The 15914-nt window shown below is 70.6% G+C and carries 12 protein-coding genes and 2 pseudogenes; 4 read left to right on the forward strand and 10 right to left on the reverse strand.

Features of this window, described 5'->3' with window-relative positions; genetic code table 11:
- Nucleotides 1-20: 20 nt before the first annotated feature.
- Both ABZ267_RS09510 and ABZ267_RS09515 read right to left on the reverse strand, forming a co-directional pair.
- Nucleotides 21-1337 (reverse strand): type III polyketide synthase, encoded by a 1317-nt coding sequence (locus ABZ267_RS09510; protein ID WP_356752103.1) that lies wholly within the window; start codon nucleotides 1335-1337, stop codon nucleotides 21-23.
- Nucleotides 1276-2463 (reverse strand): annotated as a pseudogene (locus ABZ267_RS09515) (cytochrome P450); the annotation flags it as partial. The pseudogene ABZ267_RS09515 and the gene ABZ267_RS09510, both read right to left, overlap by 62 nt.
- A gap of 297 nt (nucleotides 2464-2760) precedes the next feature.
- Here ABZ267_RS09515 and ABZ267_RS09520 point away from each other — a divergent pair.
- Nucleotides 2761-3906, forward strand: coding sequence for a Dyp-type peroxidase (locus tag ABZ267_RS09520; protein ID WP_356752039.1), 1146 nt, complete (start codon nucleotides 2761-2763; stop codon nucleotides 3904-3906).
- Here the strand turns inward: ABZ267_RS09520 and ABZ267_RS09525 are convergent.
- Genes ABZ267_RS09525 through ABZ267_RS09540 form a run of 4 tightly spaced genes read right to left on the reverse strand, consistent with a single transcriptional unit; the run spans nucleotide 3837 to nucleotide 7865 of the window.
- Nucleotides 3837-4718 (reverse strand): ABC transporter ATP-binding protein, encoded by an 882-nt coding sequence (locus ABZ267_RS09525; RefSeq protein WP_356752041.1) that lies wholly within the window; start codon nucleotides 4716-4718, stop codon nucleotides 3837-3839. The genes ABZ267_RS09520 and ABZ267_RS09525 overlap by 70 nt on opposite strands.
- Nucleotides 4715-5788 (reverse strand): iron chelate uptake ABC transporter family permease subunit, encoded by a 1074-nt coding sequence (locus ABZ267_RS09530; RefSeq protein WP_356752043.1) that lies wholly within the window; start codon nucleotides 5786-5788, stop codon nucleotides 4715-4717. Before ABZ267_RS09530 ends, ABZ267_RS09525 begins: the two co-directional genes overlap by 4 nt.
- Entirely contained in the window at nucleotides 5785-6828 is a 1044-nt protein-coding gene (locus ABZ267_RS09535) for an iron ABC transporter permease (protein ID WP_356752045.1), read from the reverse strand. Before ABZ267_RS09535 ends, ABZ267_RS09530 begins: the two co-directional genes overlap by 4 nt.
- Nucleotides 6825-7865 carry an iron-siderophore ABC transporter substrate-binding protein gene (locus ABZ267_RS09540; RefSeq protein ID WP_356752047.1) on the reverse strand — a complete coding sequence of 347 codons (1041 nt, stop codon included), beginning with the start codon at nucleotides 7863-7865 and terminating at the stop codon, nucleotides 6825-6827. Before ABZ267_RS09540 ends, ABZ267_RS09535 begins: the two co-directional genes overlap by 4 nt.
- A 265-nt stretch (nucleotides 7866-8130) precedes the next feature.
- On the opposite strand from ABZ267_RS09540, the gene ABZ267_RS09545 reads away from it, so the two are divergent.
- The gene (locus ABZ267_RS09545) at nucleotides 8131-9228 is read left to right on the forward strand and encodes a MerR family transcriptional regulator (RefSeq protein WP_356752105.1); all 1098 of its coding nucleotides are present in this window, start codon (nucleotides 8131-8133) and stop codon (nucleotides 9226-9228) included.
- A 3-nt stretch (nucleotides 9229-9231) separates the two neighbouring features.
- Here the strand turns inward: ABZ267_RS09545 and ABZ267_RS09550 are convergent, their stop codons facing one another.
- Nucleotides 9232-10029: an AraC family transcriptional regulator gene (locus tag ABZ267_RS09550; RefSeq protein WP_356752049.1), complete on the reverse strand. Its 798-nt coding sequence runs from the start codon at nucleotides 10027-10029 to the stop codon at nucleotides 9232-9234.
- A gap of 311 nt (nucleotides 10030-10340) precedes the next feature.
- Between ABZ267_RS09550 and ABZ267_RS09555 the strand changes: the two genes are divergently transcribed.
- Nucleotides 10341-10874: an EF-hand domain-containing protein gene (locus tag ABZ267_RS09555; protein WP_356752050.1), complete on the forward strand. Its 534-nt coding sequence runs from the start codon at nucleotides 10341-10343 to the stop codon at nucleotides 10872-10874.
- Between the two features lie 66 nt (nucleotides 10875-10940).
- Here the strand turns inward: ABZ267_RS09555 and ABZ267_RS09560 are convergent, their stop codons facing one another.
- Complete coding sequence (locus ABZ267_RS09560) at nucleotides 10941-11357, reverse strand: acyl-CoA thioesterase (protein ID WP_356752107.1); 417 nt, start codon at nucleotides 11355-11357, stop codon at nucleotides 10941-10943.
- A gap of 221 nt (nucleotides 11358-11578) precedes the next feature.
- On the opposite strand from ABZ267_RS09560, the gene ABZ267_RS09565 reads away from it, so the two are divergent.
- Entirely contained in the window at nucleotides 11579-14617 is a 3039-nt protein-coding gene (locus tag ABZ267_RS09565; protein WP_356752051.1) for a carbohydrate binding domain-containing protein, read from the forward strand.
- 5 nt (nucleotides 14618-14622) lie between these two features.
- Here ABZ267_RS09565 and ABZ267_RS09570 read toward each other — a convergent pair.
- Nucleotides 14623-14811 (reverse strand): annotated as a pseudogene (locus ABZ267_RS09570) (hypothetical protein); the annotation flags it as partial.
- Between the two features lie 22 nt (nucleotides 14812-14833).
- The gene (locus ABZ267_RS09575; protein WP_356752053.1) at nucleotides 14834-15895 is read right to left on the reverse strand and encodes an aldose epimerase family protein; all 1062 of its coding nucleotides are present in this window, start codon (nucleotides 15893-15895) and stop codon (nucleotides 14834-14836) included.
- Between the last annotated feature and the right edge of the window lie 19 nt (nucleotides 15896-15914).

The following is a 15914-nucleotide window of genomic DNA, read 5'->3' on the forward strand; positions in this document are numbered from 1 at the left end:
TACCGCGCCTTAACACGGGTTCAGCCGGACAGCGCAACGCCCGTCGTGAGCTCCAGGTCGGCCAGCTCCCGGTCGGGGTCGCCCGCCGGGTCGTGGTGCGTCCAGCTGCCGACCGCGACCTCGGCGGTGATGCCGGGCCCGAATCCGGCGATCAGGCCCTGTGCGGACTCGGCCGCACCGCCGTCGTCGAAGAGGCGGGCGAGCGCGTCGAAGACGACGGAGCTGGCGATGTTGCCGCGTTCGGTGAGAGTGGCCCGGCTGTAGCGGAACATCTCCATCGGCAGATCGAGGAAGTGGCAGAGGTCGTCGAGGATGCGCGGCCCGCCGGCGTGGACGATGAAGAAGTCCATGGCGGGCACCGACCAGCCGTGCAGATCGACCAGGTCCTTCAGGACCGGCGCGAGCATCTCCATGGTGCCGGGCACGCGCTTGTCGAGCAGGAAGTGGAATCCGGTGTCGCGGACGGCGTAGGAGATCCAGTCCTCGGTGTCGGGCACGAGGTGGGAGCCGTTGCGCTCCAGCTTCATGCCGGTGCCGCCCTGCCCTCGTACGACGGCGGCGGAGATGGCGTCCCCGAACAAGCCGTTGGAGAGCAGCGATCCGACGCCGATGTCGGTGGGCTGGTAGCAGAGCGAGCAGAACTCGCAGGAGACGATGAGGACGTTGGAGTCCGGGTAGGCCCGGCAGAAGTCGTGCGCCCGGTTGATCGCGGCGCCGCCGGCCGCGCAGCCGAGCTGGGCGATCGGCAGCTGTCTGGTCTCGGGTCTGAACCCCATGGTGTTGATGAGCCAGGCGGTCAGCGAGGGCATCATGAAGCCCGTGCAGGAGACGTAGATGATCAGGTCGATGTCGGCCGGTTCGGTCCCGGCGTTGGCGAGGGCCTGCCGCACCACTTCGGGGACCCTGGTCTTGGCCTCGGCCTCGTACACCTGGTTGCGGAGCTCGAAGCCGGGGTGCTTGAGGGTCTCCTCGATCGGCTGCACCAGGTGCCGGGTCTGGACGCCGGTGTTCCGGATGAGCCTCAGGACGAGGTCGCGCTGGGGGTGGCCGTGGTGGGTCTCCCGGGCCAGCTCCAGGGTCTGCTGCATCGTGATGACGTGTTCGGGCACAGCGATGGCCGGACGGCACAGGGTCGCCATGGGTTCTCCTCGTGTCTGGGAGCGGAGGCTCTCGTCACCAGGTGACGGGCAGCGCGAGCGGGTGACGCCAGATGGACGTCGTGTTCCACCGGATGTCCTCGGGCGCCGCGTCGAGACGCAGGGCCGGGAACCGGGCGAGCAGCGTGGCGAAGGCCACCTCCAGCTCCATGGTGGCGAGCGGCGCGCCCAGGCAGTGATGGGCGCCCCAGCCGAAGGTCATGTGCGGGATGGACGGCCGGTCGGGGTCCAGCTCGTCGGGACGGTCGAACTTGGCGGGGTCGCGGTTGGCCGTCAGATATGACACATGGACCACGTCGCCCGCCTTGATGACGACCCCGCCGAGCTCCACGTCCTCCATGGCGATCCGCGGGATGCCGACGCCCTTGCGGAAGGGGATGTGGCGCAGCAGCTCCTCCAGCGTGCGGGGCAGCCGCTCGGGTTCGGCCTGCAGCGTCTTCAGCAGCTGCGGCCGGGTGAGCAGGGTGTAGGCGATGTTGCCGAGCTGGTACGTCGTGGTGTCCTGGCCCGTGATGAGCAGGACCATCGCCATGACGGCGAGTTCCTTGTCGTCGAGCAGTTCGTCGCCGTCGCGGGCGGTGGCCAGGGTGCTGATGAGGTCCTGGCCCGGCGAGCGGCGGCGTTCGGCGGTCAGCTCGGTGAAGTAGCCGCGCAGTTCGGCCTTGGCCCGTACCGCGTCCTCCTTGCCCGCCGCGCCGACGTTCATCATCGTCATGGCGTGGGCGCGGAGCCACGGGCGGTCGGCCTCGGGGATGCCGAGCGCCTCGCAGATGGTGATCAGCGGCAGCGGCGCGGCGACCCGGGCGAAGAAGTCGGCGGGTGAGCCCTCCTCCTCCATCCCGTCCAGCAGCCGGTCCACCACCCGCTGGGTTCCTTCCCGCATCTGCTCGACGCGGCGCGGGGTGAAGCTCTTGGCGACCAGGCTGCGCAGCCGGCTGCTGGCGGGCGGGTCCATGAGGTTGATGGATTCGGCCTGGACGATCGGCTCCGGGGTCATCCGGGGGAAGTCGCGGCCGAGTACGGCGCCGCGGCTGAAGCGCCGGTCGGTGGTGACCGTCCGGACGTCCTCGTACCGGGTGACGAGCCATGCCTCGCCGTCGCCGTACGCCATACGGATACGGGAGACGGGCTCCTCGGTGAGCAGCTCCTTGAGCCGCGGGTCGAACTCCAGCTGCTGTGCGAAGTCGAAGGGACAGCTCCGTACGGTTTCCTTGTCCTCCACCGAGGTGTTCTGCACCGAGGCGTGTCGGACCGAGGTGTTCTCCACCGAGGTTCTCCCAATGGCCGGTTCGGGGTGTTCGGGCATCCCGGCCCAGGGCCCGGGAACAGACCTCCCCTGTGTCCCCCGTCGCGCCGGGAAACATGTCACTCACGCTCCGCAGTCAGCCGATCAGAGGGGCGCACGCCCCGGCGCTCAGCCGCCCGGCCCAAGCGACCCGTCCTGCCCGAGGAAACCGTGCTGAGCTGGCGTTCCGCGCGGTAGCGCCCAGGAGACGGAGCGGACCGCCAAAATCCCGGAAGGAGAACGGCCATGACGGAAAGTGACCAACGCCGGGATACGCGTCCCGGCCGACGGGTTTTCGTACGAGGAGCCGCGAGTGTCGTGGGGGCCGTGGGGCTGACCGGCACGGTGGCGGTGGGAACCGCTTCCGGCGCGCCGGCGGCCGGTTCTGACGACGGTCGGGTGCCGTTCCACGGTGCGCATCAGGCGGGCATCCTCACCCGGCAGCAGCGGTTCGGCGGTTTCGCCGCCTTCGACGTGCTCGCGCGCGACCGGGCCGAGCTGGCCGCGCTCCTCAAGAAGCTGACCGTACGGTGCCGCATCCTGACGGCAGGGGTCACACCGCTGGATCCGGACGTGGCGGCGGTGCGGGGCCCGGAGGACCGGCTGACCATCACCGTCGGCGTGGGTGCCTCGCTGTTCGACGGACGGTACGGGCTGGCGGACGCACTGCCGCCCGGGCTCGTGCCGATGCCGGAGTTCCCGGGCGACCGGCTCGAACCGGGAAGCTGTCACGGCGATCTCTCGGTGCAGGTCTGCGCTCAGAACCCGGACGCCGTCCTCCATGTCGTACGGGATCTGGCGCGGGAGGCCTCGGGGCTGCTGCGGACGCGGTGGCGGACCGACGGCTTCCTGAACCCGCCGCGGCCGGAGGGCTCTCCGCGGTCGTTCGTCGGCTTCAAGGACGGCACCGCGCACCCGGACACGGCGTCGGCGCGGGAGATGGACCGGCTGGTCTGGGTCGGGCCGGAGGCGCCGAGGTGGGCGCGCGGCGGGAGCTACCAGGTGCTGCGCACCATCGGGCTGCGGGCCGAGGCGTGGGACCGGGTCCCGCTCGGCGAGCAGGAGCGGATCTTCGGCCGGCGCAAGTCGACCGGGGCGCCGCTCGACGGACGCGAGGAGAGCGACCTGCCGGACTACGGGCGGGATCCGGAGGGCCGGGTCACACCGCTGGACTCGCACATCCGCCGGGCCAATCCGCGGACCGCCGGGAGCGAGGACTCGGTGCTGCTGCGCCGGAGCTACAACGTCGACCGCGGCCTCGCACCGGACGGCACGCTCGACGTCGGGCTGGTCTTCTGCTGCTACCAGCGGGACATCGTCCGGCAGTTCGCGACCGTGCAGAAGCGGCTGGAGGGCGAGCGGTTCGCCGACTTCAGCACCACGACGGGCGGCGGCTACTTCCTCGCGCTGCCGGGAGTGGCGGACGCCTCGGACTGGTACGGCTCCGCGCTGCTCGGCTCCTGAGGGCCCGGCCTTCCCCGCACGTGGTGGCGGCCGATCGGCAGCATCAGCGGCCGGCCGGAGACGGGGTCCTCGACGACGCGGCTCTCCAGGCCGAAGACCGCGCGGACGGTCTCCTCGGTGAGCACCTCGGCCGGGGTGCCGAAGGAGTGCAGCTTTCCGTCGGCGAGGGCGATGAGGTGGTCGGCGTACCGGGCGGCGAGGTTGAGGTCGTGGAGGACCAGCACGATGGTCGTGCCGCGCGAGCGGTTGAGGTCGGTCAGCAGGTCGAGCACGTCGATCTGGTGGCTGGCGTCCAGGAACGTGGTGGGCTCGTCCAGCAGGAGCAGGTCGGTCTGCTGGGCCAGCGCCATGGCGATCCAGACGCGCTGGCGCTGTCCGCCGGAGAGCTCGTCGACCGCGCGGTCGGCGAGCGGTTCGGTGGCCGTGGCCTCCAGGGCCGAGGCGACGGCGGCGTCGTCCTTCTCGTTCCAGCGGGAGAACACCGACTGGTGCGGATGGCGGCCGCGGCCCACGAGGTCGGAGACGGTGATGCCTTCGGGCGCCACCGGTGACTGCGGCAGCAGCCCGAGCGTACGGGCCAGTTCCTTGGCCGGGAGGCGGTGCACCTCCTTGCCGTCGAGCACGACGCGGCCCTCGCGGGGTGCGAGGAGGCGGGACATCGAGCGCAGCAGGGTCGACTTGCCGCAGGCGTTGGCGCCGACGATGACGGTGATCCTGCCCGGCGGTACGACCAGGTCGAGCGAGGAGACGACCGTACGGTCGCCGTAGCCGAGCGTGAGGTGTTCGGCGGTCAGTTGGTGGTCGGTGGTCATAGCGAGCCTCCCGCCCGGTTGGTGCGGATGATCAGGTGGACGAGGTACGGGGCGCCGAGGACGCCGGTGACGACGCCTACGGGATAGCGCTCGCCGAAGGCAAACTGGCCGGTGACATCGGCGACGAGGACCAGCAGCGCGCCGACGAGCCCGGCGGGCACCAGTAGCGAACCGCCCGCGCCGACGATCCGGGCCGCGACGGGTCCGGAGAGGAACGCGACGAACGCGATGGGTCCGGCGGCCGCCGTGGCGAAGGCGATCAGCCCGACGGCGGCCACGATGACGGTGATCCGGGTCCGTTCGACCCGTACACCGAGAGCGGAGGCGGTGTCGTCGCCGAGCTGCATCGCGGACAGGCTGCGGGCCTGGCCGAGGAGGAGTGGCGTGAGGACGGCGGCCGCGACGAACGCCGGGACGACCTGGTCCCAGGTGGCGCCGTTGAGGCTGCCGGTCAGCCAGCGCATCGCCTCCTGGAGGTCCCATTCGGCGGCCTGGGACAGGACGTAGGAGGTGACGCTGTCGAGCATCGCGGAGATCCCGATGCCGATGAGGATGAGCCGGGTGCCGACGACTCCGCCACGGAACGCCAGCGAGTAGACGAGCAGAGCGACACCGAGTCCGGCGGCGATGGCGAGGACGGAGACCTGCACCTCACCGAGCGAGAGCGTCACGATCGCGATGGCCGCGGCGGCGCTCGCTCCGGAGCTGATGCCGATGATGTCGGGGCTGGCGAGCGGGTTGCGGAGCATCGTCTGGAAGGTGACACCCGCCAGCCCGAAGCTGAATCCGGCGACCACGGCGAGGACCGCGCGCGGCAGCCGCAGCCGGCCGACGGTGAAGGAGGCGCCGGACACCTGCTCGCCGAGGATCACCCGCAGGACGTCGCCGGGCGGATAGAACGTACGGCCCGCCATCAGCGTCACGGCGAACGCGGCCACGACGAGGACGGCCAGGACCAGGATCACCCGGCGCCGGCGGGAGGCGCCGCGGATCCGGCGGCGGGTGGCGGCCGCGACGGACGCCGGGGCCGCCTCGCGCGGGGCCGGCCGGGTGAGGACGGGGGCGCTCACAGGGCACGCACCTTCTGTCGGCGGACGATGTAGATGAAGAAGGGGGCGCCGATCAGCGCGGTCACGATGCCGACGTCGATCTCCGCCGGCCGCGCGACGATCCGGCCGGCCACATCGGCGGCGGTGAGCAGGACCGCGCCGAGCAGCGCCGAGAGCGGCAGGAGCCAGCGGTGGTCGACGCCGACGAGCAGCCGGCAGGTGTGCGGGACGACGAGGCCGACGAAGCCGATGGGCCCGGCCACGGCGGTCGCGGCTCCGCACAGAGTGACGGCGCCGAGCGCGGCCACCGCTCGTGCGACGGCGACGCGTTCACCGAGACCGGCCGCCAACTCGTCACCCAGAGCGAGCGAGTTGAGGGCGCGCGCGGAGAGCAGGCAGATGGCGAAGCCGACCGCGAGGAACGGCGCCACCTGTCCGATGCGCTCGAAGGAGGCGCCGCCGACGCCGCCGATCTGCCAGAGCTTGAAGCTTCCGGCGATGTCGTTACGCGGCAGGATGACGGCGCTCACCAGCGAGGCGAAGGCCGCCGAGGTGGCGGCTCCGGCGAGCGCCAGCTTGAGCGGCGTGGCCCCTCCCCTGCCGAGCGTCCCGACGGTGTAGACGAAGAGCGCGGAGAGAGCGGCACCCGCGATGGCGACCCAGATGTAGCCGGTCGGCGAGGAGAGCCCGAAGAACGCGACAGCGGTGACGACGGCGAGCGATGCACCCATGTTGACGCCGAGGATGCCCGGGTCGGCGAGAGGGTTACGGGTCACGCCCTGCATCACGCCTCCGGCGAGGCCGAGTGCCGCGCCGATGACGACCGCGAGGACCGTACGAGGAATCCGCTTCGTCGCCGCCGCCTGGCCGAGGGTCTCCTCGGCACCGCCGAGCGCCGCCTGGACGTCGGTCCACGGCACATCGCGTGAGCCGAAGGCGATCGACGCCACCATGACGGCGGCCAGGACGAGAACGGCGGCGAGGAGCCGGAGCGTGCGGACGCCCGCCGGACGCCGGGCCACGGTGGCGTCCGGCGGGCGCCGGTCGGTGGAAGCCGTCACTTGACCTTGTCCGCGGCCTTGGCGAGAGCGGCGGCGTAGTCGTCGAGCACGTAACTGATCGACAGCGGCGTCGGGTTGGCGGCGGTGGCCAGCGGCGAGCTGCCGGGCAGGAGGTAGGTGGAGCCGCGCTTGACGGCCGGGATCTTGGAGAGCAGCGGATCCTTGCCGATGGTCTTCAGCAACTCACCGGTGTCGTCGCCGTAGCCGGTGATGATGTCGACGTCGTCGAACGCGTCGATCTGCTCGGCGCTCTTGGTGAGAGCGAACTTGTCCGTGCCCTCGGACGCCTTCTCGATGCTGCCCGGCGTCGTCATGCCCAGGTCCTTGAAGAACTGCGTCCGGGTGTCGTGCGTGGTGTAGAAGCCGATCTCGCTGACGTCGTTGGGGTCGACGTGCGTCATGAACATCGCCGACTTGCCCTTGAGCTGCGGGTACTTGGCGGCGGTCCTGGCTATGTCACCGTCCAGCCTGGTGATCAGCTTCTCGCCTTCGGCGCCGAGCCCGATCGCCTCGCTGTTGGTACGGATGATCTCGCGCCACGGAGTCGCCCAGGCGGCGTCCGGGTAGGCGACGACGGGTGCGATCTCGCTGAGGGTCTCGTAGTCCTTCTTGGTCAGTCCGGAGTACGCGGCCAGGATCACGTCGGGCTTCGTGTCGGCGACGGCTTCGAAGTCGATCCCGTCGGTCTCGTCGAACAGCACCGGCGTCTTGGCCTTGAGCTCCTTCAGCCGCTCCTCGACCCACGGCAGCACACCGTCGCCGTCGTCGTCGCCGAAGTTGGCGGAGGCCATGCCGACCGGCACCACACCGAGTGCCAGCGGCACTTCGTGGTTGGCCCAGTTGACCGTGGCGACGCGCTTCGGCTCGGCCGGGATGGTGGTCTTGCCCAGGGCGTGCTCGACGGTCAGCGGGAAGGCGCCGGCGGCGCTCCCCTCGTCCTTCTTGTTCTCGGCGTCGCCGCTTCCGTTCCCGCCGCAGGCGGCGACGGAGACGAGGGCGGCTGCCACGGCGAGCAGGCGGAGGCGATGTGAGGACATGGGTGAGTACCCGGCTTTCCGGAGGATCGGCATGCCGCTTCCCGCACGTCCGGGCGTGGGCTGCCGTCGTGAAAGGGTGCGACGCGGAGGCGCAGCGGCTTAGGTAAGGCTTGCCTTTGCACTTTATGAGAGGAGGTGCGGCTGTCGCAATCAACTGTTTGAGACAGGCGCTGTAGCGATGAGGACATGCACGGGGGCGGACGAGGCTCTTGACCCTCACGTGACGTCAGGCCGCATAGTCGGTGCCGTGGAAGATCACTGGACCGTGGGGCGCGTGGCGGAGCTGGCCGGCGTGAGCGTCCGCACGCTGCATCACTACGACGAGATCGAGCTGGTCCGGCCGTCGGCGCGGACCACGGCCGGATACCGCGCCTATGCGGCCGCCGACGTGGAGCGGCTGCGGGAGGTGCTGGCCTACCGGCGGCTGGGCTTCGGGCTGCGGGAGATCGCGGAGCTGGTCGACGATCCGTCGGCCGACGCGGTGGCGCACCTGCGCCGGCAGCGTCGCCTGCTGCTGGAGCGGCGGGCTCGCACCGACACGATGGTGGCGGCCATCGACAGAGAACTGGCGGCACGGGCGAAGGGGGTCAGGGTGACACCGGAGGAGCAGCTGGAGATGCTCGGCGCGCGGTTGTACGACGCGATCGGCGGCGCCTACACCGCGACGCGCCGCACCGCTCCACGGATCGCCGCGCGGATCTGGGACGCGCTCGGAGAGGCGCGGACGGTGCTGAACGTCGGGGCCGGTACGGGCTCCTACGAGCCCGTGGAACGCGAGGTGACGGCGGTGGAGCCGTCGGCGGTCATGCGGGCGCGGCGGCCGCCGGGCTCGGCGCCGTGTGTGGCCGCCGCCGCGGAGCGCCTGCCGTTCACGGACCGCTCCTTCGATGTGGCCATGGCCGTCTCCACCGTTCACCACTGGGGCGATCCGCCGGCGGGGCTGCAGGAGATGCGGCGCGTGGCGCGGCGCGTGGTGGTGCTCACCTTCGACACCGACGAGCCGGGGTGGCCGGACCGGTTCTGGCTGACCCGGGACTATCTGCCCGAGTTCACCGGCGTCCTCGCGAAGTTCCCGTCGCTCGCCGGGATGGCCGACGCCGTCGGCGGCCGCGCCGAGCCGGTGCCGGTCCCGTGGGACTGCGCCGACGGTCTCTTCGAGGCGTACTGGCGCCGGCCTGAGGCGTACCTGGAGGACCGTGTGCGCCGCGCGATGTCGGTGTGGACGAGGGTCGGGCCCGAGGCGGAGCGGCGTGCGGTGCGCAGCCTCGGCGACGACCTCGCCTCGGGCCGGTGGGCCGAGCGGAACGCGGATCTGGCCGGTCTCGACGCGGCGGATCTGGGCCTGCGCCTGCTCATCGCGTGAGGCTCACCCCGGCCGGAACGTCCCCGGAGTCAGCCCGGTGGTCCGGCGGAAGGCCACGCCGAAGGCGCTGGACGAGCGGTAGCCGACCTGTTCGGCCACCGACTCCACGTCCCAGCCGCGGGTCAGCAGGTCGATCGCGTGCTGGGCCCGGACGGCCGCGACCCACCGTACGAAGCTCGTGCCCGTCTCGGCGCTGAACGCGCGCGTGACCGTGCGGGTGCTCACGCCCAGCTCCAAGGCCCAGTCCGCCAGCGTCCGCTGGTCGGCCGGGTCCTCGCGGACCGCGTCCGCGATGGGGCGCAGGAGGTCGGAGGTCGGGAGCTGCACGAGCAGTTCGCGGGGCGACGGGGCGAGGACGTCGAGCACCAGCGCCTCGGTCGCGGCCCGGGAGGAGGCGGCGAGTCCGGGTTCGCCGAGCCGTTCCAGGAGGAGGCGCAGCAGCGGCGTGATCTCGACGGCGACCGGAGTGCCGGAGATCGACGACGTCGTACGGAAGCCGAAGAAGCTCGCCCGGAACCAGGTCCCGGCCGTCGCCGATCCGGAGTGCAAGGTTCCGGCCGGCATCCAGAGGCCGAGGGCCGGGGTGATCGTCCAGATGCGTTCGCCGACCACCGCGGAGGAGGCACCCCGCTCGTTCCAGAGCAGCTCGTGGAAGGGATGGGAGTGGGCGTCCCAGTCGGTGTCGTGGGAGACGACCTCGTCGTAGGCCTGGATGACGAAGGGCGTCTCGACGGCTCCGGGCGCGTGCGCGGGCAGCGACCGGGTCTCCCGGGTCGCGGCCGGTCCGGCTTCCCTGGTCATGCGGCGCGGGCCCCGGTCGTACGGAGGCCGGTCGCGGCGGCTGTCTCTCGCATCCGCACAGCCTAGAAGGTGACCCGGCAGCCGGCTCCACCGCTTCTCCGGTACGACTCCGGCGTCCACGGCCCGTACCGGGGCGTGCGGAGCCACTGCGCCCCGCCGTCTGCCTCAACTCGACGTTTACGCCAGGGCGGTTACGTCCTTCAGGTGAAAGGAGTACGGCTTTCGCCGTGCCCGCCGTCCCTCGGCCCGAGAGTGGATGCGCCGACCGGGCTGCCGGCCGGCGGGACCGTACGGCGAAAGGTGACGGATTCATGACCACTGAGGCCAACCGGCGGGTCGCGCTCGTCTTCTCCCTGTTCGATGCCAACGCCAACGGGGTCCTGGAGGCCGACGACTTCGAGCTCATGGCCGAGCGCGTCGTACGCGAGGCACACGCCTCGGACCAGGCGGCGAAGGACGCGATGCGCGCGGCGTTCCGGCGGTACTGGACGACCCTGCTCACCGAGCTGGACGAGAACGGCGACGGCGAGATCAGCTTCGAGGAGTTCACCGCCTGTGTGCTGTCGCCGGAGCGGTTCGACGCGACCGTCGCCGTCTTCGCCGAGGCGCTGGCCGCGCTCGGCGATCCGGACGGCGACGGTCTGATCGAGCGGCCGCTGTTCATGGCGCTGATGACGGCGATCGGGTTCGAACCGGCCAACATCGACGCGCTCTTCGACGCCTTCGAGCCGACCGGCGAGGACCGGATCCGGGTGGAGACGTGGGTCGCCGGGATCAAGGACTACTACGCGCCCGGCAAGGCCGGCATCCCAGGCGACCACCTGGTCGTCGGCACGGCTGTCTGACGCCCTCCTCGCAGACAATGGACGCCTCCGCCCTGTATGGGCGGGGGCGTCCACCTCGTCGGCGGCTCAGCCCGTCAGCAGGTCCGGGTTGCCCGCCAGCGCCGCCAGGCGGCCCTGCGGGTCCGGGACGAGGCGGCGTTCGGTCAGGTCGAGGACGCCGGCCACTCCGGTGATCTCGGCGGCCACCGTGCCGTCCTCCTTGATGACCTGCTGCTCCAGCGTGAACGTCTTGCCCGTGCCGTAGTCGAACCGGCAGGTGACCCGTACGCGCTCGCCGCCCCGCAGCTCGCGGCGGTACTTGACGGTGACCTCCAGCTGGACCGGGCCGATGCCGCCGGCGAGCAGCTTCTCCTGAGGGAGACCGGCGGCCCGCAGCAGCTCCCAGCGTGCGTGCTCCGCGTACTGGAGGTAGACGGCCTGGTTCAGGTGGCCCTGGGTGTCGAGCTCGTAGCCGCGCACGGTCACATCAACGGAGAAGGTCATGGCCGTGCGAACGCCCACGCCCGGTGATCCATTCCGGTGAGCCGGTCCTGCCGGACCTCTTTACGGGCCTGTCATGCACCGGTAACTTCCACCGCGCAAGAGATTGCAGCAACATTCCGGCAGAGCTTGCCGCCGGACCGTGTTCCCCTTCGCCGTTCCCCTTCTCCGAACCCCGAGGCGCGTCAGGGTTCTCCCGGTTCTCCCCTTCCTTGGAGACACGTATGAGACGCACCTCCCGCCGGTTGTCCGGCCGCCCGCTCGCCGCCGCCGTGGTGGCAGCCGGACTGCTGGGACTCCTCACCGCCGTACCGGAAGCCGCTCCCCCACCGACCCCCGCTCCGGCCACCGCACCCGTCGCCGCTACGGCCGCCGCCGACACCACGGCGACCGTCTTCTACTCCACGAAGACCCGCAACTGGTCGGCGTACCACCTGCATTACGCCCCCGACGGCGGCTCCTGGACCACCGTGCCCGGCACCCGTATGACCTCCGCCTGCACCGACTGGGTCAAGCTGACGGTTCCCTCGGGCGGTGCGAGCGGACTGAAGGCCACCTTCACCGACGGCTCGGGCACCTGGGACAACAACGCGGGCAAGAACTACGACCTGGGCACCGGGAACATCACCGTCAAGGACGGGGTCGTGGCGCACAGCGACCCGTGTACGGGTACGGGCCCGGAGGTGCCGGATCCCGGCGGGCCCGACACCGCATCCGTCTACTACGCGACCTCCACCGTCGGCTGGTCCACCGTCAACCTGCACTACCGCCCGCACGGCGGAGCCTGGACGACGGTTCCCGGTGTCGGCATGGAGGCGGCCTGCACCGGCTGGGTGCGGCGGACTGTGGACCTGGGCAGCGCCACCGGGCTCCAGGCCGCGTTCAACAACGGCAACGGAGTCTGGGACAACAACAACGGCGGCGACTACACCCTCACGGCCGGGCTCACCACGGTGAAGGACCGCGAGGTGACCGCCACGGCCAAGGATCCGTGCGCCGCCGAGGAACCGGACACCGATCCACCTTCCGTGCCCGGAGACGTGAAGGCCGCGGCCGACGGCGTGTCCGTCCTGGTGACCTGGGAACCGGCCACCGACGACCGAACGGTGACGAAGTATCAGGTGACGCGGACGGGCGGCACGAAGGGCACCTTCGTCACCGATGCCGGCTCCACCGTCTTCGCCGACACCGGACTTGAGGCCAGGACCGCCTACCGCTACACCGTCCGGGCCGTCGACGCCGCCCAGAACGTATCGGCCGACTCCGCACCGGCCACCGCCACCACCGGCGAGAAGCCCACGGTTCCGGCGACCGGCGCTCCGCTGGGCACCGATCCGCGCAAGGACCCGATCTACTTCGTGCTCACCGCTCGCTTCAACGACGGCGACACGACGAACAACCGAGGCGGCAGCCAGCACGAGAAGTCCGGCAACGCGGCCAACAACGACCCCATGTTCCGTGGGGACTTCAAGGGTCTGGTGCAGAAGCTCGACTACATCAAGGGGCTCGGCTTCTCCGCGATCTGGATCACACCGGTCGTCCTCAACCGCTCGGACTACGACTACCACGGCTACCACGGCTACGACTTCTACAAGGTCGATCCGCGCCTGGAGTCGGCCGGCGCCTCCTACCAGGACCTCATCAACGCGGCGCACGCCAAGGGCATGAAGATCTACCAGGACGTCATCCACAACCACTCCTCACGCTGGGGCGCGAAGGGCCTGTTCACGCCGAAGGCGTACGGCGTCCGCGACACGCAGTGGAGCTGGTACTACGACGAGAGGAACGACGGCTTCGCGTACGACGGGCTCACCGTCGAGCCGAAGTCCGGGAAGTCGTACTACAACGGCGATCTGTGGTCCACGGCCGAGCCGACCGGCAACACCTGCGTCGGCTGGGGCACGCCTACCGGGCACACCTCACCGGAGGGCTACCGGATCTACAACTGCCAGTGGCCGAGCCCCACTTCTGGCATGTTCCCGAAGGCGCTCTACCACAACTGCTGGATCGGCAACTGGGAAGGTGAGGACTCCCGCTCCTGCTGGCTGCACGACGACCTCGCCGACTTCAACACCGAGAACGCCCAGGTCCAGAACTATCTGATCGGCGCCTACAACAAGTACATCGACATGGGCGTCGACGGCTTCCGGCTCGACACGGCGGTGCACATCCCGCGCACCACCTGGAACCGCCGCTTCCTGCCCGCGATCCAGGAACGGGTCACGGCGCGATTCGGCGCCGGGGCGGCGAAGAACTTCTTCGTCTTCGGCGAGGTGGCCGCCTTCGTCAACGACAAGTGGAACCGCGGTTCGGTCAACCACTCCGCACAGTTCTTCACGTGGAAGGAGCGCAAGGAGTACAGCGCGGACGACGAGAAGGCCGCTCTGGAGATGTACGACTACGAGCAGCAGCGAGGAACAGCGGCTCAGCCGGTCTCCGACAACGCCTTCCTCAAGGGCAACGCCTATCACGCACCGGACCGCAGCCGGTTCTCCGGGATGAACGTCATCGACATGCGGATGCACATGAACTTCGGTGACGCGGACAACGCCTTCCACAACGGCAAGGACTCCGACGACAGTTACCACGACGCCACCTACAACGTGGTCTACGTCGACAGCCACGACTACGGGCCCAACAAGAGCGGCGAGCGGTACACCGGCGGCACGGACGCGTGGGCCGAGAACATGGCGCTGATGTGGACGTTCCGAGGCATCCCGACGCTCTACTACGGCTCCGAGATCGAGTTCCAGAAGGGCCGGCAGATCGACTGCGGGCCGCGCTGCCCGCTGGCCTCGACCGGACGTGCCTACTTCGGGGACCATCTGGCCGGTGAGGTGACGGCGTCCGGCTTCGGCAAGGTGTCCTCGGCCACCGGCAAGGTCGCGAAGACGCTGGCCGCGCCGCTGGCCCGGCACCTCCAGCGGCTCAACGAGATCCGGCGCGCGGTGCCGGCGCTCCAGATGGGCCAGTACTCCACGGAGGGCATCAGCGGTTCCATGGCGTACAAGCGGCGCTACACCGACGCGGCGAGCGGCACCGACAGCTTCGCGCTGGTGACGGTCTCCACAAGCGCCACGTACACCGGCATCCCGAACGGCACGTACAAGGACGCCGTGACGGGTGACACCAAGGTCGTGAGCGGCGGCATGCTCACGGTTCCGGCGCCGGGCAAGGGGAACCTCCGCGTGTACGTCCTGGACCTCGGCGGGAAGAACGCCGCACCGGGGAAGATCGGCACGGCCGGCCCGTACCTGAAGTAGGCGCATCATCCCGCGACCCGCCGCACCGTGCGCAGCAGACACTTTTTGCGGTGCAGCGGGTCGTGGTCGGTGCGCGGCCGCTCCGGAACCGGGCCGGCCACCGGCCGGTGGCCGTCAAACGCGGACTCCAGCGTCCCTTTACCTCGGGTCAACCCCGGCAGCGGTTGCTGGAGTTCATGGACCCGGGCAGGGGGCCTTCAAAGTCCGCGACTCCTTTTATGAGTCCAGGTGCGGAAAGCGCCATTCGGTGCGGCTGCGCAGGATTTCGCCGGGGCGCAGCACCGTGCTGGGATAGGCGGGGCGGTTGGGTGAGTCGGGCAGGTGCTGGGTCTCCAGGCAGAGCGAGCCGTGGCGTTCGTGGCGGCGGCCCGTGCCGTCGGTGAAGGCGCCGTCGAGCTGGTTGGCGGAGTAGACCTGCACGCCCGGTTCGGTGGTCCAGAGCTCCAGCGTCCGGAGGTCGTCGGGTGCGCTGAGGCGGGCGGCGCGGCGGAGGGTCGCGGTTTCCTGGTCGCGCAGTACCCAGCAGTGGTCGAAGCCTCCGGCCAGGGCGAGTTGGGGGTGCGAGCGGGCGAGCTGGTCCCGTAGCGGCTGTGGGTCGGTGAGGTCGAACGGGGTGCCGGTCACCGGGGCCGGAGAGCCTTCGGGGATGGAGTCGGCGTCGACCGGGAGGTAGTGGTCGGCGTCGAGGTGGAGGGTGTGGCCGAGGATGTCGTCGGCGCCGAGGTTGAGGTAGGCGTGGTGCGTGAGGTTGACGACGGTGGGGCGGTCGGTGACGGCCGTGTACTCCAGGGCCAGGGTTCCGGCGGTGTCCAGCGTGTAGGTGGCGGTGATGTCGAGCGCTCCGGGGAAGCCCATGTCGCCGTCGGGGCTGTGCAGGGTGAGGCGGAGGACGGCGGCGGAGTCGGTACGGTCGCCCTCCGCCTGCCAGATCCGGGTGTGGAAGCCGTCCGGGCCGCCGTGCAGGGCGTGGCCCCGGTCGTTGGCGGGGATGTGGTGCGTGGTGCCGTCGAGGGTGAAGCGGCCGTGGGCGATGCGGTTGGCGTACCGGCCGACGATCGCTCCGAAGTACGGGTTCTTGTCGGTGTAGTCGTCGAGTGCGGGCAGCGAGCGGACGACCGGGCCCGGGTTTCCGGCGGTGTCCGGCACGGTGAGGCTGTGCAGGATGCCGCCGTAGGTGAGGATCTCGGCCCGTACGCCGGTGCCCGATTCGAGGGTCCAGAGGTCGACCTCCGTCCGCCCGTGGGCGTGGCCGAAGGATGTGCGGTGCACGGTGGGCATGGGGGGTTCCTTGGGAGAA

Source organism: Streptomyces sp. NPDC006174, assembly GCF_040614075.1.
Classification (GTDB): domain Bacteria; phylum Actinomycetota; class Actinomycetes; order Streptomycetales; family Streptomycetaceae; genus Streptomyces.